Source organism: Streptomyces sp. MRC013 (genome assembly GCF_023614235.1).
In the GTDB taxonomy this organism is placed as follows: domain Bacteria; phylum Actinomycetota; class Actinomycetes; order Streptomycetales; family Streptomycetaceae; genus Streptomyces.
On sequence record NZ_CP094264.1, the window covers coordinates 761319 to 784962 of the forward strand.

12 protein-coding genes and 1 pseudogene are annotated in these 23644 nt (G+C 77.0%); 1 reads left to right on the forward strand and 12 read right to left on the reverse strand.

Annotated features, from left to right (window positions below):
• Window positions 1-50 precede the first annotated feature (50 nt).
• The 12 genes from argF to LUW75_RS03505 form a co-directional block, all read right to left on the reverse strand.
• On the reverse strand, window positions 51-1070 hold the full coding sequence (gene argF / locus LUW75_RS03450; RefSeq protein ID WP_250334308.1) for an ornithine carbamoyltransferase: 1020 nt from the start codon (window positions 1068-1070) through the stop codon (window positions 51-53).
• A gap of 149 nt (window positions 1071-1219) precedes the next feature.
• Window positions 1220-2452, reverse strand: coding sequence for an arginine deiminase (locus LUW75_RS03455; protein ID WP_250334309.1), 1233 nt, complete (start codon window positions 2450-2452; stop codon window positions 1220-1222).
• A 43-nt stretch (window positions 2453-2495) separates the two neighbouring features.
• Complete coding sequence (locus LUW75_RS03460; protein WP_250334310.1) at window positions 2496-5417, reverse strand: hypothetical protein; 2922 nt, start codon at window positions 5415-5417, stop codon at window positions 2496-2498.
• Window positions 5417-7504 carry a hypothetical protein gene (locus tag LUW75_RS03465; RefSeq protein ID WP_250334311.1) on the reverse strand — a complete coding sequence of 696 codons (2088 nt, stop codon included), beginning with the start codon at window positions 7502-7504 and terminating at the stop codon, window positions 5417-5419. Before LUW75_RS03465 ends, LUW75_RS03460 begins: the two co-directional genes overlap by 1 nt.
• Window positions 7501-10161: a hypothetical protein gene (locus LUW75_RS03470; RefSeq protein WP_250334312.1), complete on the reverse strand. Its 2661-nt coding sequence runs from the start codon at window positions 10159-10161 to the stop codon at window positions 7501-7503. The genes LUW75_RS03465 and LUW75_RS03470 overlap by 4 nt, the downstream gene beginning before the upstream one ends.
• On the reverse strand, window positions 10158-13511 hold the full coding sequence (locus LUW75_RS03475; RefSeq protein WP_250334313.1) for a tubulin-like doman-containing protein: 3354 nt from the start codon (window positions 13509-13511) through the stop codon (window positions 10158-10160). Before LUW75_RS03475 ends, LUW75_RS03470 begins: the two co-directional genes overlap by 4 nt.
• Before the next feature lie 44 nt (window positions 13512-13555).
• Window positions 13556-15976 (reverse strand): vWA domain-containing protein, encoded by a 2421-nt coding sequence (locus tag LUW75_RS03480; RefSeq protein ID WP_250334314.1) that lies wholly within the window; start codon window positions 15974-15976, stop codon window positions 13556-13558.
• 7 nt (window positions 15977-15983) lie between these two features.
• Complete coding sequence (locus LUW75_RS03485) at window positions 15984-16478, reverse strand: Pycsar system effector family protein (protein WP_250334315.1); 495 nt, start codon at window positions 16476-16478, stop codon at window positions 15984-15986.
• Window positions 16475-17719: a hypothetical protein gene (locus LUW75_RS03490; protein WP_250334316.1), complete on the reverse strand. Its 1245-nt coding sequence runs from the start codon at window positions 17717-17719 to the stop codon at window positions 16475-16477. Before LUW75_RS03490 ends, LUW75_RS03485 begins: the two co-directional genes overlap by 4 nt.
• Window positions 17716-20046: an nSTAND3 domain-containing NTPase gene (locus tag LUW75_RS03495; RefSeq protein WP_250334317.1), complete on the reverse strand. Its 2331-nt coding sequence runs from the start codon at window positions 20044-20046 to the stop codon at window positions 17716-17718. The genes LUW75_RS03490 and LUW75_RS03495 overlap by 4 nt, the downstream gene beginning before the upstream one ends.
• On the reverse strand, window positions 20043-20852 hold the full coding sequence (locus LUW75_RS03500) for a nucleotidyl cyclase domain-containing protein (RefSeq protein WP_250334318.1): 810 nt from the start codon (window positions 20850-20852) through the stop codon (window positions 20043-20045). The genes LUW75_RS03495 and LUW75_RS03500 overlap by 4 nt, the downstream gene beginning before the upstream one ends.
• An 87-nt stretch (window positions 20853-20939) precedes the next feature.
• Window positions 20940-21665 (reverse strand): Crp/Fnr family transcriptional regulator, encoded by a 726-nt coding sequence (locus LUW75_RS03505; RefSeq protein ID WP_250334319.1) that lies wholly within the window; start codon window positions 21663-21665, stop codon window positions 20940-20942.
• A 375-nt stretch (window positions 21666-22040) separates the two neighbouring features.
• Here LUW75_RS03505 and LUW75_RS03510 point away from each other — a divergent pair.
• Window positions 22041-23469, forward strand: a pseudogene (locus LUW75_RS03510) (3' terminal RNA ribose 2'-O-methyltransferase Hen1); the annotation flags it as partial.
• Between the last annotated feature and the right edge of the window lie 175 nt (window positions 23470-23644).

Consider the following 23644-nt stretch of genomic DNA (forward strand, 5'->3'; position numbering starts at 1 on the left):
GGCCGGGGCCCGGGGCCGGGCCGACTCGCCCCGGGCGGGCGCGTCCGGGGTCAGGGACGGGGGAGGTCCGGGCCGGCGAGGGTGGCGACCAGGAGGGCCTTGACGGTGTGGAGGCGGTTCTCGGCGCCGTCGAAGACGACCGAGTGCGGCGACTCGAAGACCTCGTCGGTGACCTCCAGTTCCGTCAAGCCGTGGCGTGCGTGGATCCCGCGGCCGAGGGCGGTGCCCAGGTCGTGGAGGGCGGGCAGGCAGTGCAGGAACCTCACCCGCGGGTTGCCGGTGGCGCGCAGGACGTCCATGGTCACGGCGTACGGGCGGAGGGCGGCGATCCGCTCGTCCCACACCTCCTCCGGCTCGCCCATCGACACCCACACGTCGGTGGCGACGAAGTCGGCGCCCGCGACCCCCTCCTCGACGTCCTCGGTGAGCGTGAGGCGGGCGCCGCTCTCCTCCGCGAGCTTGCGGGCGTGGACGACGACGTCCTCGGCCGGCCAGTACGCGCGGGGGGCCGCGACCCGGAGGTCCATGCCGAGGAGCGCGCCGGTGACGAGGTAGGAGTTGCCCATGTTGTTGCGGGCGTCGCCGAGGTAGGCGAAGGCCACCCGCTCCAGGGGCTTGTCGGTGTGCTCGGTGACGGTGAGCACGTCGGCGAGCATCTGGGTGGGGTGCCAGTCGTCGGTGAGCCCGTTGTAGACGGGGACGCCCGCGTACCGGGCCAGTTCCTCGACGGTCTCCTGGCCCGCGCCGCGGTACTCGACGGCGTCGAACATCCGGCCGAGGACGCGCGCGGTGTCCCTGACCGACTCCTTGTGGCCGATCTGCGAGCCCGAGGGGTCGAGGTGCGTGGTGGAGGCGCCCTGGTGGGCGGCGGCGACCTCGAAGGCGCAGCGGGTGCGGGTGGAGGTCTTCTCGAAGACCAGGGCGATGTTCCTGCCGCGCAGCATCCGGACCTCGGTGCCGGCCCTCCGGGCCGCCTTGAGGCGGGCGGCGAGGTCGACGAGGCCGCGGAACTCCTCGGCGGTGAAGTCCAGTTCCTTGAGGAAGTGGCGGCCGGTGAGGTCGGGGGCCATGGGCGCTCCTGGGGTCTGCGGGCAGGTCGGACTGACAGGAGTGGAATTCTATACAGTGAGAGACATTGTTATACAGGGAGGGCGGGGGCAGCCCGCGGGGAGTGCGGGTCTGCCGTGGTGCTGTGTGGTCGGGGTACCGGTGGACGGGGTCAGACGGCGTCGCGTTCGATGGGGCAGCTCATGCAGCGCGGACCGCCGCGGCCCCGGCCGAGTTCACTGCCGGGGATCTCGATCACCTCGATGCCCTCCCGCCGCAGGTACGTGTTGGTGGTGACGTTCCGCTCGTACGCGATGACGACGCCCGGCTCGACGGCGAGGACGTTGCATCCGTCGTCCCACTGCTCCCGCTCCGCCGCGTGCACGTCCTGGGTGGCCGTCAGGACGCGGATCGACGGCAGGCCCAGCGCCTCCGCTATGGCGCGGTGCATGTGCTCGGGCGCGTGGTCGGTGACCTTGAGGGGCTGCCCGCCCTCACCCGGCTCGATCGTGTACGAGCGGAGCATGCCGAGCCCCGCGTACTTGGTGAACGCGTCGGGCGCGACCATCGTCATGACCGTGTCCAGGTGCATGAACGCCCTGCTTTTGGGCATGTCCAGCGCCACGATCGTGTGCGCCGAACCGGCGGCGAACAGACCGCGGGCGAGCATCTCGACGGCCTGCGGGGTCGTGCGCTCGCTCATGCCGATGAGGACGGCGCCGTTGCCCAGGACCAGGACGTCGCCGCCCTCGATGGTGGACGGGTAGTCGTCCTGTCCCTGCGACCAGTGGTGGAACGAGCCCGCCTCCGGGCCGGTGAAGAGGGGGTGGTGCCCGTAGATCGCCTCGAAGTGGACCGTCTCCCGGCGGCGGGCCGGCCAGCGCATCGGGTTGATGGACACGCCGTCGTAGATCCACGTCGACGTGTCGCGGGTGAAGAGGTGGTTGGGGAGGGGCGGGAGGAGGAAGTCGTCCAGATCCATGACGTGGAAGCGGACGGACGTCGGTTCGGCGTGGCCGGCCAGGTACTCGCGCTTCGTCATCCCGCCGACCAGCGCCTCGACGAGCTGGGGCGTCTCCATCGCGTCGAAGACGCAACGGAGGTGGTCGGTCGCGAGAGGGCCGTACTCCTTCTCGTCGAAGACCCGGTCGAGGACGAGCTTGCGGGCGGCGGGCATTTCGAGCGTCTCGCAGAGGAGGTCGCCGAAGAGGTGGACCTCCACTCCGCGGTCCGCCAGGGCGTCGGCGAACCCGTCGTGCTCGTGGCGCGCGCGGCGCACCCAGAGCACGTCGTCGAAGAGGAGGTCGTCCTTGTTGCTGGGGGTGAGGCGCTTCAGCTCCAGATCCGGGCGGTGCAGGATGACGCGTCGAAGGCGCCCGGTCTCGGAATCGACATGGAATCCCATTCCCCCATCCTGGCCGAATCGAGCCCTGAAAGCACTGTTCCGATCACGCACACGAGCGCGATATCAAGACAATGATCACCCCGACGAGGGCGAGGATGGTCCCGGTTCCGGCGCCGACCACGAGGAACGGCCGCCGGTCCGCGCCGCCCGGCGGGTCGGCGCCCCCGCGCGAGTCCGGTCCGGAGGCCGGTGGGCGCCGGTCCCCCGGAGGCCGCCCCGAGCCGTCCCGCGCCCCCTCCCCCGCGGAGCGGGGCGGGTGCGCGGGGGGCGGCGGAGTGGGGTCCGGACGGTGCCCGAGCGGAGCCTCCCCGGGGCGGCCCCCCGTCATGGGTCGCCACTCCGGCTCCGGGCCGCCGGGTCCCGCACCTTCGCGGGGGATGCCGCGCCCGGCCGGCCGGGCGCCGGGTCCGCCGCCCGGCCCCCGGCGCGCGGCGCGGTGCCACCGGCGCTCCGGGGGGCGGTGTCGGCGGCCTGGGGGCTGGTGTCGGTGGACCGGGGGGTGGCACCGGTGGGCCGGGGGTGGCGTCGGTGACCCCGTAGGCGATCCCGCCGTCGTGTGGCTCGGCACCGGTGTCGTGTGGGTCGACGCCGGTGGGCCGGTAACCGCCCCCGGTGTCCCGGGGGGCGAGGCCGGTGTCACGACGGTCGAGGCCGGTGTCCCGGGGGGCGATCCTGCCGGCCCCGTAGTCGCCCCCGGTGTCCCGGGGGGCGAGGCCGGTGTCACGACGGTCGACATCGGTGGGCCCGCAGTCGGTCCCCGCGTCCCGGGGGGCCGCCCCGGTGGCCGGGGGGCGCGGCGCCGCGCCCCGCGACTGCGGGACGCGGTCCCGGCCGAAGGGGCGGCCGTCCCCGTCCGTACCCGGGGCCGTCCGGCCCTCCTCCGGGAGGCGGGGTCCGTCCGGTGACGGCTGACCGGTACCGGACCACGCGCCACCCGGCCGGAAGCGGTCGGGCCCGGTGGGCCCGGCGGGCCGGGTCTCGCCGCCGCGCCGCGGCCCGGCCCCGTACGGACGTCCGGCACCGGTGGGGCCCTCGTCCGCGCGCCTTTCCCAAGGACGGTCCTCCCGGGAGCGGCCCTCCGGGACGTGGTCCTCCCGGGAGCGGTCCTCTCCGAAGCGGTCCTCCTGCGGACGGTCGTTCCAGGAGCGATCCTCCCGAGGGCGGTCCTGCCGGAGGTGGTTCTCCCGGCGACGGCCGTCCCGGGAACGGCCGTCCCGGGAACGGTCTTCTCCGAAGCGGACCTCCCCGGAACGGTCACCCCGGGGACCGCCCTCTCCGGGGCGGCCCTCCCGCGCGGCTCGGGGGAGAGCCTCGTACGGGGGGTGCTCCCGGCGCGCGGCCCGGGCCGTCCGCACGGGCCGGCCGGCCGGCCTCGTCCGGCCGTACGGCGGGGCGGGGCGGGGGCGCCGCCCGGGTCCCCCACGGTCCCGGGCGGGAGACTGGCGGCCCGCAGCAGGGCCTGCCAGGCGGGTTCCGGGAGGCCCGGGGACGGGCTCTGGGTGATCTGCCGGACCGCCGCGCGGGCCGCGCGGTGCGGACCGGTGCTCAGGCGCGGAAGAAGGTCCGTCACCCGGGCCGCCAGGGCCGGGTCGTCCAGCAGGGGACGCACCGCCCAGCGGTAGAGCGACGCGGCGTTCGCGGCCCGCACGTCGTCGGGCGCCCGGAGCGCGCCCGCCCGGTCCGTGACGAACAGTTCCCGGTCCAGGAGGATCGCGCACAGGGCCGCGCGCCGTTCCCGGTTCCAGGACGGCCACCGCTCGGCCACCTCCCCCATCAGGGCCGTCAGCGCCTCGTACCCGCCGGTGCCCGCCCGCAGGGCGCGGAGCAGTTCGTCATCGGCGGGTCCGCGCCGCCGCGTCGAACCGCCCCCCCGCCACCTGCGCGTGCGCGACCGCTCCTCGGACGGTGCCGGCCACTCGGGCGCCACGACCGGGACCGGAGGACCCGCCGGGGCCCTCCGCGGCGGCGGGGCGGCGGGACGGGGCGGGGACTGGTCCAGCGGCCGCCCCGGGGGCTGGTCCAGCGGCCGATTCGAAGGCGGATCCGGCAGCCGGCCCGAGAAGCGGGCCGGGGGCCGGTCCGGCGGCAGGTCCGACAGCGCCGCCTCGGCGAGGGCCAGCCACGTCACGGGGCCGCCGCGGGCCGCCCGGTGGCGGTCCGCGGCCCGCCGCAGGGCCGCCCCCACCGCGTACTCCTCGCGCAGGTGGTGGCGGACCAGCCGCTCCGCGACGGACTCGGCGCGGTCCCCGCACCGTTCGAGGGGATCGGCGCGCCGCCGGGCGCCGCTGCCGGACGCCTCACCGGTCCAGCGGCTGACGAACACGAAGCGCAGCAGGTCCGACTCGACCGTGTCGTGCGTGGCGAACGTCCACCGCCGCGCGGTCCGGCCGCCGAAGAGGCCGTACAGCCCCCACAGCACCCGGTGCGCCGCCCCTCCGGACGGGTCGAGGAAGGTGAACCCGGCCTTCGGGTGGCGCAGGAACTCGGCGACGGCCCCGACCAGTTCGCGCCGCACCGGGGCGAGGCCGTCGGAGAGGAGCCGCATGCCGGCGTCGGCGGCGGGCAGCAGCGCGGACCCGGGGACGGGCGGCAGCGCGCCCCGTACCTCGGCGAGCGGCAGGTCGCCGCCCTCCCACGACCAGGGGTGCAGGCCCAGGCAGGTCGCGGGGTCGAGGAGGTCGGCCGGGCCCATCAGGGCGTGGCAGACGGTGCCGGCCCGGCCGCCCGCCTCGCGCCACGGCGCCCGGTGCACCAGCAGGATCCGGTCGCCGTTCTCCAGGCGCAGCAGCGCGGGTGCCGTCGCCTCGCCGGTGGCCCGCAGCAGCGGCGCCGCCGTCCGGAACACCGCGTCGGCCCGTTCGGGCGCGCAGGACCAGGCGACGGGCCCGAACCCGGTGGTGCCGGAGAGGTTGTCGGTGTCCCAGCGGAAGACGATCTGGTCGGCCGACCTGTCGTGGGAGGACATCAGATCCCTGCCTCTCGGTGGTCCACTCCCGGCAGGAGCCCGCACATGGCGAAGATCGACAGCAGGGGCGCCAGGACCCGGCGGGGCCGGACGCCGTGCGGGAACCGGTCGTCCCGCGCCTGCCCGCCGGTGGCCGCCACGAAGTGCAGCGTGCAGCGGGCGCAGTCGTCGAACGGCCGCAGCCACGCGGACGTCGCGTGCCGGGTGACGAACCCGTGGACGTCGCGGCTCTCGGCGCGCGCCTCCTCCACCCGGTACGCCGGCGGCAGGGCGCGGCCGAGCCACCGGTCGACGGCCGGCTCGACGCGGAGGAGGTCGCTCTTGTTGACGGCGATCGCGGCGGGCGCCGCGACGTAGGGGCCCCAGGTGCGCGGGATGCGGTTGAGGACGGTGGTGAACGCCTCGTCGCCCAGGTCCCGCCGCCGCAGCCCGTTCAGTTCCCGCACCGGGTCCAGGGAGGGCAGGCGCAGGGCCCGCAGCGGGTCGAGGACGAAGATGAACGCGTCGACGCCCGTCAGGAACCGCGCCACCTCGCCGTCCTGCGCGAGGTCCTCGCCCGCGAGGTCGAAGAAGACGACGGGCCGGGCCGGTCCGTGCCCGGTGACCAGCAACCCGTCCGCGAACCGGGCGAAGGCCTGCTGCCCGGTGCGGCCCAGTTCCCGTCCCTGCAGGAGGCTCTGCACCCGCTCCCGCAGGAACGTGCGGTGGGTGTCCGGGTTCAGCGGCAGGCAGGTGAGGCCGTACGAGGCCAGGGCGCCCTGCTCGACCTCGCCGAGCATCGCCGCGAGGAGGTGGGTCTTGCCGGCGCCGGAGCTGCCGACGAGGGCGACGGTCAGGGGCCGTCCGTTGGTCAGGTACGGCACGGGCAGTTCGTGCAGGGTGCCCCCGTCGGCGTACGGGCAGGGCTGGTACGCCTTCCGGAGCGCGTCCTCGCGGTGGGCGGGCGGCAGGCCGCCCAGGTCGAGGGGGACGCGGTCGCCCTTCGGGTCGATGGTGACGAGGCGGGACTCGTCGTAGGCGACGGGCAGCAGGCAGTGCGGGCACAGCCGCTCCGCCGACGCGGTGTCGGCGGCGGGCGGCGACGGCGCCGCCGGGGCCGCCGGGGCCGGTGCGGGCCGCCGGGCGGGGGCCCGTCCGGGCCACCAGCGGCGGCCCTGCCGCGCCCGTTCCCCCGGTTCTCCGGGCGGGGGCCGGTCGAGGCCCAGGTCGGCGCGTTTGCGGGCGATCCGGGCGTCGTAGCCGGTGCCGCCGTCCGGTGGACCGGGGTCGCCGGCGGACAGGGCGAGCGGGTCGGGGACGTTCAGCAGGCGCATCAGCTCGGCCGGGGCGGGGCGCCCGGCGGCCAGCGGCGCGAAGACGCCGCCCCGGTCCAGCGCGGCGAGGGCCCGGAAGTCCGCCAGGTCGGCGGGCGGGCCGGCGCCCCGGTCGGGGCGGCCGGCGGCGAGGAAGTACACGAGCTGCGCGACGGACCACAGGTCGTCGCGCGGGTCGGCGGCCCCGGTGCCCCGCCGCTGCTCGGGGCAGGCCCAGGGAGCGGAGCCGTACGCCTCGCGCGGCTCCCCGGCCCGCAGCGCGGCGTACGGCTCCGCGAGCCGCACGTGCCGGCCGTCCCAGCGGACGGTGTCCGGGCCGATCGCCCGGTGCACCAGCCCGGCGTCTTCCAGGAGCCTCACCGACAACGCCAGTTGGGCGGTGATCCGCTGCTGCTCCCCGACGCCGAGGGCGCCGCCGAGGGAGGCGAGCGGCTCGCCGTCCGCGATCCGGTACAGGACGAACGGCTCGGGCGCGTCGAGGTCGTAGCCGACGACGCGGGTGAAGACCTCCCCGAACCGCTCGTGTCCGTACCGCCGTTCCAGGGTGACGGCCGCGGCGGTCTCCCGTTCGAGGGCGGCGTGCGCGTGCGGGTCGCCGGGGGCGACGCGGTACTGCAGGACCGTCCAGTCGGCGCCGAGGGTGACCGTGCGGGCCAGCCGGCCCGGGCAGCCGGGCGGCTCGCGGTCGGCGCCGAACCGGGCGGCGAAGCGCACCGGCTCGCCCTCGTGGGTCAGGAAGGCGAGGTCGTCACCGGGCGGGTGGGGGTGGGTCATGAGGGGTCGCCCTCCTCTCCGGCGGCTTCCCCGCGGACCGTCCGGACGGCGTCGCCGCGCAGCGGTACGAGGCCCAGCACGCCGGCGTGGCGGCCCGCGGGCGTCCACACGACGTCCTCCGCGTACGCGGGGGTCGCCGGGTGCGGCCCGTCCGGCCGGGGCCGGCCGTCCGGTTCGGCCGTGCCGCGCCGGAACGCCTCGGGGGCGAACCGGACCCGGTGCACGGCCAGCGGGTCGGCCGACAGCAGCCGCCGGTGCTGCGGCCCGCACAGCGGGACGGCCGGTTCGGCGTCGCCGCCGGGGGCGAGGAGGCCGGCCACCCGGTCGGGGGCGACCCCGGTCATCCGGGCGGCGTCGGGGCGCCGTCCGGGGTGCGGGTCGTGCGGGGGCGGGGAGGTCGCCGCGTCGCGCAGGAGGCGCCCGCGGACCTCGTCGAGCAGGTCGCGCACGGGTCCGTCGAGGGGGATCCGCCCGGCGCGGGCGGGGTCGCGTTCGATCCGCGCCCAGCAGGGGGCGAGGATACGGCGGATGCCGGAGGCGAGGTCGGCGACGAGGGTGTCGACCAGGTCCGGTCCGCCGTCGCCGCGCTCCCGCTCCAGCCACGGCGGGTCCTCGGCGGCGCCGGGCGGCGGCCAGCCCTCGTCGAACCCGTCGTACGGGTCGTCCGACGGGTCCGGGAGGGCCTCGTAGGCGGGCCCGATGAGCCGCGGCGGCCCGGCCGCCGGGTCGTGGGGGTGCGCCGCGGTGCCGTACGGGCCGCGGGGGTCGCCGTCGTACGGGCCGCCGTCCGCCGGTGCGGTTCCCGGCCGGGAGGGCGGGGCGGCGTCGTACCAGCCGTCGTCGGCGGCGCTGTCGCTCCAGGTGTCCCACTCCCACGGATCGGCGCCGCCGTCCGCCCCGGCGGTGGGCGTCTCGCGGGGGGCGGGCTCCGGCCGGGCGCCGCGCGGGGCGGGGACGGCCGGGCCGTCGCCCTCCCCGTGGGCGTCGGCGGTCGCGGCGAGGGCGCGCAGGAGCAGGGAGGCCGCGCGGGCGCCGTCCGCGCAGTGGTGCCGCGCGTCGGCGAACAGCCAGTCGTGCACGGCGGTCTCGGCGAGGAGCCGGTCGACGCCGGAGAGGACCCGCTCGGCGTACTCGGCGTCGGTGTCGCGCCACCAGGCGTCCACGGAGCTCGTCCAGTCCCGCACGGCGAGGAGGACCGCGCCGACGAGGGCGACCGCCACGGCCAGGACCCCCGCCCAGTCGGGCAGGCCCAGCAGCGAGCCGGCCACGGCACCGGTCGTACCGCCGGCGAAGCCGCCCAGGAGCCGGGCGGTCACCCGGGTGGTGCCCCCGCCGTCGTGGCGCCCGTCCGGGGAGCGGTTGGGGCGGTGGCGCCGCATCAGGGCGCCGAGCGCCGCCGCGACGGCCCCCACCGCGGGGCCCAGGAGCCAGCCGGGGCCCGGCCACAGCCCGGCCGCGGACGCCGGTACGAGCGCCTGCAGCGCCGCCCCGGCGGTGGTGCCGCCCGCGCGGAACGGCGGTGGGCCGGCCAGGTGGCGCAGGTACGCCGGGTCGCACAGTTCGTCGAGGCGGGCCAGCCGGGCCGCGCTGCCCGCCGGGGCCGAGCGGTCCGACAGGGCGGCGAGCCGGGCGGCGGCGGACCGCAGCGGCAGGGGCCGCTCCAGCAGGTGCTCGGTGAGGGCCCGCAGGGCGGGCACGACCCGGGTGCGGTCCGCGGCGGTCAGGTCGGGCAGGACGATGCCGCGCTCCAGGAGCCGGGCCCGCTGCTCCGGGGTGAGCCGTACGCCGTCCGCGTCGGTGAACGCCCCGGCGACGGTGTCCCGGTACGCCTCCACGGCGCGGCCCAGGTCCACGAGCCGGCCGGGCAGGTCGCCGCGGCGGGACGCCCGGCCGAACAGCCCGGCGGGGCCGCGTGCGAGCCGGTGCCCGGCGCGGGCCTCCTCCAGCGCGTCGTCGCAGGCGCGGCGGCGGGCGGAGGCGGGCCGCGAGGGGTCCAGCCAGCGGTGGTCGGCGACCGCGTCGGGCAGGGAGTCGTCGAGGAGGAGGGCCAGTTCGGGCGGGACGAAGTCGCCGGGGCCGCCGCCCGTCACCTCCTGCCCGGCGAGGGCGGCGAGGGCCTGCCTCCAGGCGCGGGTGCGGGCCTCGTTGCCCAGGTCGTGCTCCGCGACCCGGACGGACGGGACGGCGACGCCGTGGACGACCCCGGCCAGGCCGTGCAGGACGGCGTCGAACACCTCCGGCTGGACGAGGAGTTCGACCAGCGGGCGCAGCCCGTCCGGGTCGTCGCCGGTGTGCGGGTCGAGGATCCACAGGACGCCTGCGGCGGGCGGGCGCAGGGTCAGCGGGCGGTGCAGGGCGCCCCCGGGTGCCCCCGGCTCCGTCCGGGGAGGGGGGACCTGCCGCCCGGGGGCGCCGACGGCGAGGCAGAGGATCCTGGCGGGTCCGTACGAGTAGAGCCGCTCGTACAGGAGCTGGTGGGCGACGAGCCGGGCCGCGTCGTCCAGGACGAGGAAGCGCCGCTCGTCGTCGCCGTGCCCGGAGGCGTCGAGCGCGGCGCGCACCGCGTCGGGGCCGGGGGTGCGGCGCAGGTCGAGCGGGACGGCGTGGCCGGGCTGCCGGTGCGCCGGGGAGGTGCCGGGGGTGTCGCGGAGGTTCACTCTTCGTCCCAGGGGTACGTGGGCGCGTGGCCGGTGCCGGGCTGCGGGTCGGCGGGGGCCGGGGCGGATTCGGGTGCGCTTCCGGGCCGGGGCCCGGGGAAGGGTTCGCGGCGGGGCTCCGCACCGGGCCGGTGCGGGGCGGTCCGCGGGGGGTGGTGGTGCGCGGCGCCGGGGGAGGTGCCGGGCGGGTGCGGGCCGCCGGCGGGCGGCACGGGCGCGGCGGCCCGCTCCTCCCGGTCGCGGCGGTACCGCTCGTACAGGTCGCGCAGTGACCTGGAGGAGCTCTTGCCCTCCGTCTCGAAGGGCCGGCCGAGGGCTCCGGGCAGGGTCTCGGCCCAGAAGTGCCGCACCGGCTCCAGCCACTCCTCCGGTCCCCAGCGGGCGGTGAGCTCCTCCACGCGGGCCAGCTCGCGCGGTGCGATCTCCTCCACGAGGTCCAGGAAGAGCGGGGACGGCGCCACCGGAGCGGTGGACAGGCCGGCCGGCTGCATGTGCATGAGCCGGTCGCAGAACACCCCGATGATCGACTCCTCCTCCAGCAGCGCGGTGCGCTCGTACGCCCGCAGGAGCCCCGCCCAGCTGGAGAGCTGCCCGTCGAACGGTTCCACGCGGAGCGCCATCGTCGCGGACTCGCCGCGCTGGAGGCGGATGCGCACGACGTCCGGGGAGGCCGCGGCGCCCTCGTGGCCGACGAGCCCGTTCCACATGGCGCACAGGAGGCGGTGGAGGATGTGCTGCCGGTCCTCCTCGGTGCTGACGAGCCAGTCGTCCTGGTAGCCGAGCCGCTGCCGCCAGGGCAGGAAGTCGTCGGAGCGGCCGGCCTCCCGCGCCTCCGACCACAGCTTGAGCAGTCCGCGGACCTCGGAGATGTCGGTGAGGCTCATCCCGCTGCGGAACAGCACGACGGTGATGGACTCCGAGTCGACGGGGTGCGGGTCGACGTCGGCGTGCGGGGGCAGGTAGAGGGCCTTCCTCAGGTAGTCGGAGGTGCGGCCCTCACCCTCGCTCTGCGGGTAGGTGATGAGCGCCTTGAGGGGGCCGTTGCCGTCGGGCGTGAAACCGACGGGGAGGAGCCCGGCGACCTGGGCGCGGAACTGCTCCAGCCACCGGGCGTCCACGGCGGCCTCGGCCGCCCCGTCGCCGGCGGCGGCGCGCAGGAGCTGGGCCATCGACGGCAGGAGGGGCCGCTCGTTGAGCTGCTTGCTCTCCTCCCCGAACAGCGCCTTGACGCGCCGCTCCAGCACGTGCTTGACCTCCTTGACGGCGGCGCCGTGGGAGTGGCGCACGGCCTCCAGGGCGCGCAGCCAGTCGGGGGCGCCCACGAGCCGGCCGACGATCTGGGCGGCGTCGGTGTTCTCCTCGGGCAGGTGCAGGCTGCGGCCGAGGCGCTGGACGACGTCGTCGTAGAAGACGCGGAGGCTGTTCTGCGGCGGCAGCAGGTAGGAGACGCCCTTGCGGTCGTCGCGGTAGAGCTCGCGGCGGCGGGCGGCGAACGCCTTGCCCTCCTCGTCGGCGTGCCGGCGCAGCGCCGTGACGAGCTCCTCCAGTTCCTGGACGGCGTGGTTGAGGACCGGCCGCCACCGGGACTCGTTCTCCCGCCAGGCGTGGTGCCACAGGGCGTTGGCGCGCCAGCGGTACCAGTCGTCCTGTTCGGTCCTGGCCTTCCGCACGTCGGGGTCGCTCCAGCGGGCCGGTACGAGACCGGCGGCGCCGCCCTTGATCCTGGGCACCTGCGGGGCGGCCTGCTGGACGTGGGCGGGGCGGCGGGGTTCGCTGCGGCGGTTGTCGAGCATGCCCTTGAAGCCGGCCTCCGCGACCGGCTCGGGGTGCTCGCGCAGCCCCTGGACCGCGGTCCTGACGTCGAACGGCCCGTACGCGGAGAGCATCTCCCGGACGGCGCCGCCGGGCTGGAACTCCTCGACCAGCCGGGGCATGTCGCGGGCGAGGTCGCGTTCGAGCCGCGCGAGGGCGTCCTCCATGTCGCCGCGGCGGTGGTGGAGGGCGAGCGTCACGGCGCGGCTGCCGCGGGGCGGCACCTCGGGGTCGGGGACGTCGGGGGCCGCGCGGGACCACAGGGCGTCGACGCGGGCCTGTTCGAACATCTCCCGGACGCGCTGGGTGCCGTCCTTGACGGGGGTGCGCGCGCGTTCGTCCATGCTCCGCACGGCCTGGGCGAGGAGGCGGGCGGCGACGATCTCGGCGAGGTCGTCCACGGGGACGGTGAGGGAGGCGGCGAGGGTGGTGGACATGCTGCGGTAGCCGATGCCGGAGGGGGCGTGGCTGGAACGCTCGACGCCCTTGTTGATGAAGCTCTCGGCGAACGACTGGTAGTCGTCCTGGGAGCTGCCCGCCCGGTCGGGCAGCTCGGTGCCGATGAGGGACATCACCAGGGCCGTGATGGAGCGGCGCAGGTCCTCCCTGCGGATGACCGTGGGCTTGCTGAAGAGGAAGGCGGTCTGCACGGTGGAGGCGCGCAGCCGCACGGTCGTGTCGCCGGGGTAGCGGACGCTGATCCGGGACCGGTGCTCGACGTCGCCGACGTCGGAGTCGGCGCCGGGCATGTTCTGGTCGTCGACGAGCCGGGAGAGGTCGACCAGGGCGCGGGCGCCGTTGAGTTCGGCCTCCCGGCCGCCGCCGGCCTCGGGCGGGAACGCGGACGGCATGACGACGAGCGGGTAGATCTTCACCCCGGGCACCCCGGCGTTGCGGAACTCGTGCCCGATGAGGTGGAGGAAGTCGTGGTAGATGCCCGCGCCGGTGCCGCCCGCGACGGAGAACGCCACGAACACGTCGCACCCGCGGATGCGGCCGCCGCCCAGCCGCTGGAGGTCGCCGGCGGAGGTGCCGATGGCGCTGATCGCGGCGCGCAGCGGGCGCAGGACGGGTTCGAGGCCGCCGCGGAGGGTCGCGAAGAGGGCGGCGCGGCCGACGGTGGGCAGCTGGCCCGCGCCGTTGTGGAGGGGGGCGACGCGGGGCTGGCGGACGTCCGGGGGAAGCCAGTCGCGGGTCTCCTCGTGCAGGGCGACGCGGAGCATCCGGGTCACGTCGGACGAGCTCTCGAACCCGCCGGGCAGCAGGTCGTTCACCATGTGGGTGGTGCGCGCGTACGCGGCGGCCTCGGAACCCTTCGTGCTGAACTGCGGGTGCCACTTCAGGTCGCCCTCGCTGAAGTCGGCGTACACGAACTGGAGGCAGTCGGGCAGCTGGAACGGGGCGCGGCGGCCGCCGTCCACGAGCCGGGTGCCGTCGGGGCCGCACAGTTCGCGGCGCAGGCTCCGTTCGAGCTCGGCGCCGATCCGTCCGCCGGTGCCGCCCAGTCCGACGAAGAGCATGGGCTGGTAGATCTTCATGAGGTCTCCCCTCGGGACGCGGGGCCCCGTCGTGCGGTGTCGCGTCAGAAGTTCGGGTCCCAGGTGCCGGCGCCGGCCCTGCGGTCGTCGTGGCCGCCGCCCGTACCGCCCGTTCCGTCCGGGCGGGTCCAGGCGGAGGCGCCGTCGCGGCCGGCCGGGGGCTCGGGGCGGGGGTCGCGGCGGAACCGGTCGCGCCAGGTCCCGCCGGGCGGGGTGCGGTCGTCCGGGGCGCGGTCGGCCCGGGAGCGGCCGGTGCCGGTGCGGCCGCCGGAGCTCCTGCGGTCGTGGACGGCGACTTCGAGGCCGCCGTCGAGCCGGGTGGCGGCGCCGTTCCGCACGGGCTGCTCGGGGCCGCCGTAGGGGCGCAGCCGGAGCTCTCCGGCGCGGGCGGCGACCAGCAGGTGGGCGCCGGGCGCGCCGGGCCCCCCGCGCTGGAGGGCGGGGGCGGTGCCGAGGCCCTGCTCCACCGTGAAGGCGAACCTGCCGCGCGCGCTCTGCCCGTGCCGCACGGTGAGCCGGTCCAGGGCGTGGCCGTCGCGCAGGAGTTCCAGTTCGACGCCGGTCAGGTCGAGCCGGTCGCGGCGGGCGCGCAGGCGCACCGCGAGGTACGCCCCGGCGAGCAGCGCGGCGGCGCCGCCGCCGGCGAGGACGGGCCACCAGCGGTCGATCCAGGTGGGCGGCGCCTCGACCCGGACGACGAGGAAGGCGCCCGCGAGGGACCGGCCGGGGTCGGCGGTGTCGACGACCGTGATCTTCCCGCCGAGGTCGCCGAGCGGGGTGCCGGGGCCGACCTCCAGGGTGAAGGGCGTGTCGCGGCGGCTGCCCGGCGGGACGGTGACGGTGGTGGGGGCGATGCGCAGTTCCGTACCGGCCGCCTGGTCGGCGAGGGTGAGGCGCAGGGTGCGGGGGGCGCCGTCGTTGTTGGTGACCGACAGGGTGCCGCGGACCGTGCCGCCGGGGTGGACGGCCGTGCGGTCCACGGTGATCCCGGCGACGACGGCCGGGGACCCGTCGCCGATGCGGGCGTTGAGCGGGCGCAGGTCGGAGGTGACGCCGGGCGCGGCCATGCGGGTGGTCAGCCGCAGCGCCCCGGTGGCGCCGGCCGGGACGGTGACCGTGCCGGTGAACCGCACGTCGGACGCCGTGCGGTCGGGGGCGCGGCCGTCGTCGGCGAGGGCGAAGCCCACGGGGTCGAAGCCGTCGCCGGCGAGCTGCCCGGTGACCTTGATCCCGGCGAGCTGCGCGGGGTCGGTGACGTAGACGCCGCGCCGGGTCTGCATGCGGACCTCCACGACGGCCTTCTCGCCGGGGTGGGGCGACGCGGGGTCGAGGACGACGGAGGAGCGGAGCCTGCCCTGCCAGATGGCGCGGACGGCGACCTCGCGGTCCCGGTGCCCCTCGGGCGCCTCGACGCGGGCGCGCCAGCGGCCCGGCAGCGGGTCGTTGACGCGCAGCGCCTCCACGGGGCCGTCCTGGCCGCTGAGCTCGAAGGTGGAGCCGTCGAAGGTCCCGCTGGTCGGCACCTTGCGGCCGCGCGGGTCGTAGTAGGTGACGGTGACCTTCGGATCGTGCTTGCCGACGGTGATGGAGCCGTCGGTGGCGATCGGCGGAATCGTCACGTACAGGTCGGCGGGCGGCCGCTCGGAGTCGCCGGGGGTGAGGCCGGCGCAGCGGGCGGCGGCGAAGGTCTCCTGGAACGCCTCGTCGATGCCGGTCGAGTCGGCGACGACCCGCATGCGGGGGGTGACGGAGGGCAGGTCGGCGCAGCCGCCCCGGTAGCCGCCCTCGGCCATGCCGGTGAGCGTGGCGCGGTCGATGGCCGCGCCGAAGCCGAGGGGCCAGATCTGGACGTGCTCGCGGCGGGCGCGGGCCAGTTCGTCGGCGAGCCGCTTGGCGCCGTTGGCCCTCCGGCTGGCCGGGTCGGCGCCGTACTCGGGGCTGTCGTCCACGTCGAGACGGCCGTCGGTGAGGAGGAAGACGACCTTGGGGGTGGTCGGGGCGGCCTCTTCGGTGAGGCGGGTGACGGCCTGGCGGACGGCGGCCGGGAAGTCCGTGCCCGGGCCGACGCGGGCCGGGTCGCGGTGGGCCAGCCGCTGCACGCAGTCGCTGAGGAGCTGCCGTCCGGCGGCGTCGGCGACGGTGGGCGGGCACACCTCCCGCACGGGCGACTGGCCGGGCTTCTCGGAGCTGCCGAAGCCGATGACGGTGGCCCGGGAGCGTTCGGAGATCTCGCCCTGGACGAGGAGCGCGGCGGCCTCGACCTCGCGGGCGAGGTCCTCGTCGGACAGGCTGTCGGACTGGTCGACGACGATGGCGAAGTCGACCGGGTCGGCGCCCTCCGGGGCGGCCGCGACGGCGGCCGCCGGGGCCGGGGCGGCCGGCGCCGGCGGCGGGGCGGCGGTCAGGGCCAGGCCCAGGGCCAGGGCGGCGGCCCCCGCGGCGCGTTTGGTGCTGGTCAGTCGCATGTCTCGGTCACCACAGTTCACTCGAGAGGGCCAGCGCCGCGCCGAGGGCCAGGCAGAGGACGCCCGCGCGCAGCCAGCGGTATTTGGCGGCCAGGACCTGTCCGTGGACGCTGGCCTGGTCAAGGAGCCAGGAAGTCGTGTCGGCACCGGCCTCGGTGAGCCGGTCGAGCAGCGCGCCGACGGGGGCGCCGGCGATGAGGTCGCGCAGGAGGGTGCGGTCGGCGCCGATCCGGGTGCGGGGCAGGACCACCGCGACGAGCATCAGCATTCCGACGCTCCACAGGGCGACGGCGAGGGCGACGAGGACGGCGGCGAACCCGTGCGCGGTGAGGTACGCGGGGTTGCGGGCGAAGACGACGGCGAGGAAGGCGAGCGCGCCGGACAGCAGGATCGCCGCCTTGGTGTCGGCGCGGCCTATGTCCTCGCGGACGGTGCTCAGCAGGCGCTCCGCGAGGGCGCGGACCTCGTCGGGGGAGGCGGGGGCGCCGCCCGTGCCGCTCACTCGTCGTCCCAGTCGTCGAAGTCGGCGCTGGGGGGCGCGGGCGGGGCGTACGACGGGGCGTCGCCGTCACGGCGGAGGGCGTCCCGCCCGGGCGCGCCGGCGTCGCGGCCGTGTCCGCGTTCGCGGGCGGACTGGACGCTGGTCGGTTCGTGGACGCGGTGCGGGTCGTCGTCGCCCGGGTCCGCGGGCCGGGGGCCGGGGGGCTCGTCCTCCCAGGGCGGGCGGACCGGTTCGGCGGACGGACCGCCGTCGGTGAGGGCGCGGGGCCGGGGGCGCGGCAGGTCCAGGACCCGGTCCGCGACGCCGCCGAGGACGCCGCCGCTGCTGCTGCGCAGGTGCTCCAGGACCTGGTAGGTCATCTGGTCCAGGTCGTGGCGCTCGATGACGCCGGTGTCGATGAGCCGGTGCAGGACGGCGAGGAAGTCGGCCTTGCCCTCCCGCTCCTCCGCGAGGAGCTGCCGGCGGATCTCCCACTGCTTGTCGGGGTTGGCCGCCATGTGGTGGGCGATCTGCGCGGCCTCGCCCTGCTGGAGCACCGCCTGGAGCTCCCGCGCCCGGTCGGCGAGGAGCTGCCGGTCGTAGGCGTCCCTGCGGCGCTCCCGTTCGGCGACGCGCCGGTCGACGCCCATGCCGACGAGGGTGCGGTCGGCCTCGGCGAGCTGTCCCTTCACGTCGCTGTCGAGGTCGAAGAAGACCAGGACGCGGGCGCGCAGCCCGAGGTCCCGTCCGAAGTGGAGGCGCCCGGCGGCCAGTTCGTCCCGTACGGCCTCGTCGGCGCGCTGGGCCTCGGTGATCCCGAACCGGCGGGAGACGGCACGCAGCCCGTCGAGGAGGTCGTCGCGCAGGAGTTCGGCGACGTCCCACACCTGGCGGGTGACGACGAGGTGCGGATCGTCGACCTCCCACTGGACGCTCGCCTTGGCGCGGAAGGACACCCCGTCGCCGGCGGCGGGCAGTTCGAGGTCGAACTCGGTGACGTTGCGGCCGAGCAGCACCTCGAAGACGGTGTAGGGGCCGCCGAAGAGGGGCGTGCCGTGGTCCTCCTTGCGGTCGGGCCACATCACGCGGTGGCCGCCGTTGCGGTAGAGGAGGACGGCGGCGAGGCGTCCGCTGGTGCGCCGGTAGGGCGGCGGGCACTCGCGCAGGAGGGGCCCGCGGGGGCGGGTCCCGGGCGGGCCGCCGTCGGGCCGTCCCTGCTCGGCGTCGTCCCGGGGTTCGTACGGGGCGGGTCCGGGGGTCATCGCTCGGCTCCTTCCGCCACGGCGTCCCACATGCGGCCGGCCGCGGCTCTGTCCAGGGGCTTGTCCCGGTCGCGTACGAGCCCCGTCAGCAGGCCGCGCAACCGGTCGCGGTCCCGGGGGGTGGTGGCGAGCGGCGGCAGGAGGCCGTCGACCAGCCGCAGGGTCTCGGGGTCCCGGGCGGCGCGCCGCAGCAGGGAGGCGAGGCCCTCCAGGGCGGGCGCCCCGGAGCGGGGGGTGCCGAGGGCGGCCCGGACGAGCGCCGCCAGGGGGGCCGTCAGTTCGGGCCGGGTGGCGAGCAGCGCGAGCAGCAGCGGCCGGGCGCCGTGCGGTTCGAGGTGCGGGACCTCGGTGAGGCCCCAGAGGTGGGTGGTGCGCATGGTGAGCGTGCCGATCGTGGTGAGCAGGACGAGGTCGGCGAGGGCGCGCCGCCCGTCGCCGAGCCAGTGGCCGAGGCGGTGGGTGACGGTCTCGGGGTCGGCGGAGGCCAGGAGGCGCATGGCGCTGAAGGAGGCGGTGCCGAGGAGGTCGGGGTCGGCGCCGTCGCCGGCGCGCACGACGGCCCCGAGCGCGTCGAGGGAGGAGCGGACGGACCCGGCGGGCAGGACGTAGCCGTGGGCGAGGACGGCGGTGTCGACGAGCGCGGCGTCGCCGCTCCTGGCCCACTCGCGCAGGACGGCGGCGACGGCCGGCTGGACGCGGGGGTCGCGGGCGGCCTCGGCGAGGGCGGTGGCGGCGGCCATGCGCGGGACCCGGCCGTCGAGGGCGGCGAGGGGGCGGACGAGTTCGCCGAAGCCGTACACCCAGTCCCAGGAGCACAGGACGCCGGCGGCGACGGAGGCGCGGACCCACACCTCGGGGCGGGGGTCGTCGCACAGGCCGCGCAGCCAGCGGGCGACGGGGCCGCGGACGTTGTGGTGGCCGTGCCACACCTCGCGGAGGACGGCGGTGGCGAGGGCGTCGCCCTGGAAGCGGACGACGCGGGCGGGGACGCGGGCGGCGCCGAGGTCGAGTTCGCCGTCCTCGACGACGGAGCGGGCGACGACGGGCCGGTTTTCGGCGTGGGTGCCGAACAGGCGGCGTCCGACGGGGTGCGCGGGGTCGAGGGTGACGGCGAGTTCCCAGGCGAGCAGTTCGGCGGCCTCGGCGGTGAGGCTGTACGCGGAGCCGTTGAAGACGGCGACGGCGATGCGGAACGCGGCGGCGTTCAGCGCGGGCAGCGCCTCGGGGAGCGTGCCGGGCCGGTCGGCGCCGGCGAACCAGGCGCGGGCCTGGGCGCGGACGAAGGCGCCGCAGTCGTCGAGGAGCTGGTCCCGGGTGAGTTCGCCCTTCTGGTGGCGGGCGAGGTGGTCGGCGAGCCGCGCGGCCTCGCGGGGGCGCAGTTCGTCGAGGCCGAGGGCGCGGACGACGTCCTCGTGGGCGGCGAGGGCGCGGGCCTCGGCGAGGGCGCCCTCGGGCTCGCCGCGCAGCAGGGTGCGCAGGTGGCGGTGGAGGACCTCGGCGGGTGACGGGGGCGGGCAGTACGCGCCGTACCGGCCCTGGAGGAGCCGGTCGGCGAGGGCGCCGCTCTCGACGAGGACCACGCCGTACGAGTCCTTGGCGCGGAGTTGGCCGCTGAAGCGGTCGAGGTGGAGTTCGGTGAGGCGGCGGGGGCGGGGTGCCCGGTCGGCGCCGTCGGGTTCGGGCTCGGCGCCGGTGCCGTCCTCGGGCGGGAGTTCCAGGAGGTAGCCGTGGCCGCGCTGGAGGGCGTCGTCGGTGATCGTGTGCACGGCGGTGGCCGGGTCGAGCCGGGTGACGCGGTCGCCGGTGAGTTCGGAGAGCAGGGCGAGCGCGGTGGCGGTGCGGCCGCTGCCGGGTTCACCGGTGAGGACGAGCAGCCCGCAGGAGCGCAGGAGTTGCTTCATCCGCTGGTAGCCGGCGGTCTCGCAGTAGACGTCGGCGAGCCGGCCCAGGGTCTCGTCCGGTACGGCGCCCTGGACGGCGGGCGGCCCGGAGTCCGTCCAGAACTGGTTGATGAAGGTGTTGTCCTCGAAGACCTGGCCGTCGCCGCGGATGTCGTAGCGGCGTTCGGAGCGGCCGTGCTCGAAGGTGGTGCGGGCGGCGTGGGCGGTGCCGGCGCCGCCGGTGCCGCCGGACGCGCCGAGCGGGTTGCGGCCGGCGTGGTCGAAGGGGTTGGGCGGGGGTTCGGGCGCGCGGTCGGCGTCGGCGCCGTCCCTGCCGGCGCCGTCGCGGTCGCGGTCCTGGTCGCGGTCCCGGTCGCGGTCGCGGTCAGCGGGTTCGGCCTCGGCGGCGCGGTGGTCGGACTGCGGGGCGTCGTCGTGGTCGGTCATGCGCGTCCGCCTCCTTCGCGGTCCTTGCGGATGCCGGTGAAGCCGCCGCGGATGGTGTTGTGCTCGAAGACCTGGAGGTCGCCCCCCGCCCGGTAGCTGCGTCCGGGCGGGGCGGTGGTGCGGGGCGGTGGGCCGTCCCCCGTCGCCGGCCCACCGCCGGCCCGTGCGGCACCGGGCGCGCGGCCCCTGGCGCCGGGGGGTTCCCCACCGGGGTCGTCCGGCAGGGGCGGGGCGGACCGCCTGGGGATGTGGAACCAGGCGGTCTCGTCGGTCTCCTTGGCGCGGACGCGGGCGGGCCGGTAGTGGCCGGGCTCCACGTACCGGCCGCCCTCGGAGACGACGTTGTCGTACAGCCAGCCGGAGACGACGACGAGCAGGTCGGCGTCGTCGGCGCGGGCCATCACCTCCTTGGCGGCGGCGCTGTCGCAGAGCCGGCAGGCGAGGTCCACGGCGCGGCCGACGAGTCCCTCGCCGTCGTCGAGGACGAGGCCGGCGTTCATGCCGACGCGCAGCCGCAGCCGCGGGTCGCGCCCGGCGTTGTGCTCGCGCAGGCTCTCGTAGAGCGTGTCGACCCACCGGCCGACCATGAGCGTCGGCGGTACGTCGGGGCGCAGGGCGGCGAGGATGCCGTCGCCCCGGTCCTCCTGGTGGACGTGTCCGGGCTCGACGCCGACGGCGGCGTACGCCTCGTCGAACGACGCGTACATGGCGGCGCGCATGTGCTTCTTCGCGTCGATGCCCAGCGTCCCGGAGGCGCAGGCGTCCCCGTAGACGACCAGCCTGTGGATGGCTCCCGCACTGCTCACTCGGACTCCCTGGGTGCCGTGATGTGCCGTGGTGCTCGTGGTGACAGGGCAAGCGTCGCCGCCCGGCGCGGCGGGTGGTGTAGCCGTTTACACACCCGGCGGAGATTTCTCCGCGGGTCCCGCCGGGCGCGCCCCCCGGCCCTGGGCGAGGTGGAGCAACTCCTCCATGTCGGTGACGACGACCCGGCGCGGGCCGGTCCGGACGACGCCGCGTTCGCGCAGTCGGCGCAGGGCCTTGGCGACGGCTTCGCGGGTGGCGCCGATGGCGGCGGCCAAGTCGTGCTGGGGCAGCGGGATCTCCAGGACCGTGCCGTGCGGGCCGGGCCGTCCGGCGCGCTCGGCGAGTTCCGCGAGGCGGGCCGCGAGGCGCTGGAGGACGGTCTCGGAGGCGAGGGAGCGGCGCTCGACGTCGGCGCTGCGCAGCCGGGCGCTGAGCTGCCGCATGACCAGCGCGGTGGCGTGCGGGCGGGCGGCGAGGAAGCGGCGGAACCGGTCGCCGGAGACGGACACGGCCCGGACCCGGCCGAGCGCGGTGACGGTGGCGCTGCGCGGGCCCTGGTCGACGGCGGCGAGGTCGCCGACGACCTCGCCCGCGCCGCGCAGGGCGAGGATGAGGCGCGCGCCGCGCTCGGTGCCGACGGAGACGACGGCCCAGCCGGAGAGCAGGACCAGGACGTAGGCGGAGGTGTCGCGCTCCCGGATCATGACGGCCCCGGGTTCGTAGGCGCGGGGGGCGCCCTCGGCGAGGAGGGCGCGGCGGTCCTGGGCGGAGAGGGCTTCGAGGAAGGAACGGTCCTGGCCGAAAAGACTCATTCCGCTCCCCTCACCCGCGCGTCGCACACCCGAACGGACGGCCGCGTGTTCGGCCGGTCCAGATGGGAGCCCGCACGCCGTTCGGTGGGGGGCGGCATTCCGAATGACGTTGCGGAACACCCGGTTGACGTCGCGTCACTCCTTCGGGGTGAAGAACGCTATGGGGGTCGGTCCGAGCCCGTCAACAAAAACAGAAGCGCATCGGGCGCATCCCGCTCGGTATCGCGCTCCCCGCGCCCCCCTCCCACCCCTTGCGCCCGCTTCCCGCGCCGTGTAGAGGCGCGAACCGCCCCGGCGCCGCCCCCGCCGGCCCACCGGCCGGCCGGCCGGTAAATCCCCTGGTCGGTGCCGGGGAGCAGCCTCGATACCGGCCGGGTGCTCCTGACCGTCAGTACGACCGGTCCCCCGGAACGCCCCGCGACCGACCTCGGCTTCCTGCTGCACAAGCATCCGGACAAGGCGCAGGCGTTCCCCACCGCCTACGGCACCGCCCACGTCCTCTACCCCGAGGCGACACCCGGGCGCTGCACGGCCGCGCTGCTGCTGGAGGTGGACCCGGTCGCGCTGGTGCGCCGCGCCGGGGGCGGAGGCGCCCGGGGCCGCGGCCCCGGCACGGTGCCCGCCCGGTACGTCGACGACCGCCCGTACGCGGCGTCCTCGCTGTTCGCCGTCGCCCTGGGCGACGTGTTCTCCAGCGCGCTGGCCGGGCGGTGCGCCGCCCGCCCCGAACTCGCGGCGACCGCCCTGCCGTTGCGCGTCGAGGTCCCGGCGGTGCCCTCGGAGGACGGCGCCGGTCCGGTGCGCCGGCTGTTCGAGCCGCTGGGCTGGGCGGTGACCGCCGCACCGGTACCGCCGGACGAACGGTTCCCCGAGTGGAGCCGCTCCCCGTACGTCCGCCTCGTCCTCGACGGCGAGCTGCGTCTCGCGGACGCCCTGCGCCACCCGTACGTACTGCTGCCGGTGCTGGACGACGCCAAGCACTACCGGGTGTCGCCCGACGAGGTGGACAAGCTGCTGCGGGCCGGCGGCGGCTGGCCGCCGGACCACCCGGAGCGGGACCTGATCACCCACCGCTACCTGGCGCGCCGCCGGTCCCTGACGCGTGAGGCGACAAAGCGGCTGGAGCTGGCGAGGCTGGCCGCGGCCGACGACGCGGAGGCCGGGGAGCTGGACAACGCCGTCGACGGGGACGCCGACGCGCGGGAGCGGCCGGTACCGCCGGCGGCGCGGCGCCGCGAGACGGTCCTGGCCGCGCTGCGCGACGCGGGCGCGGGCCGGGTCCTGGACCCGGGCTGCGGGGAGGGCCTGCTGGTCCGCGAACTGCTGGAGGACCCCCGTTCCACGGAGGTCGTCGGCGTGGACGTGTCCGTGCGGGCACTGGCCCTCGCCGCCCGGCGGCTGCACCCGGACCGCGTGGGCGAGCGCCGGGCCGCGCGCGTCCGACTCCTGCAGGGCTCCCTGCTGTACACGGACGAACGGTTGAGGGGGTACGACGCGGCGGTGCTCAGCGAGGTGGTCGAACACGTCGACCCGCCGCGCCTGCCCGCGCTGGAGTACGCGGTGTTCGGCGCCGTCCGGCCCGGCACCGTGCTGGTGACGACGCCGAACGCCGAGTACAACGTCCGCTGGGAGTCCCTGCCCGCCGGGCAGGCCCGCCATGGCGACCACCGGTTCGAGTGGACCCGCGAGGAGTTCCGCGACCGGGCGCGCGGCGTCGCCGGGCGTCACGGGTACGCCGTGGCGTTCGCGCCCGTCGGCCCGGAGGACCCGGAGGTCGGACCGCCCACGCAGATGGCCGTGTTCGCCGCCGCCGGCGGCCCCGCCCCGGACCCCGCGCCCGGCCCCGGCCCGGACCCCGCGCGTGACACCGCCCCGGACCCCGCGCCCGGCCCCGCCCCTGCGCCCGGTACCGCTCCGGACCCCAGCACCGGCACCGCCGCCGACGCCGGGCGCCCCGCCGCCGCGCACCGCGGCACCCC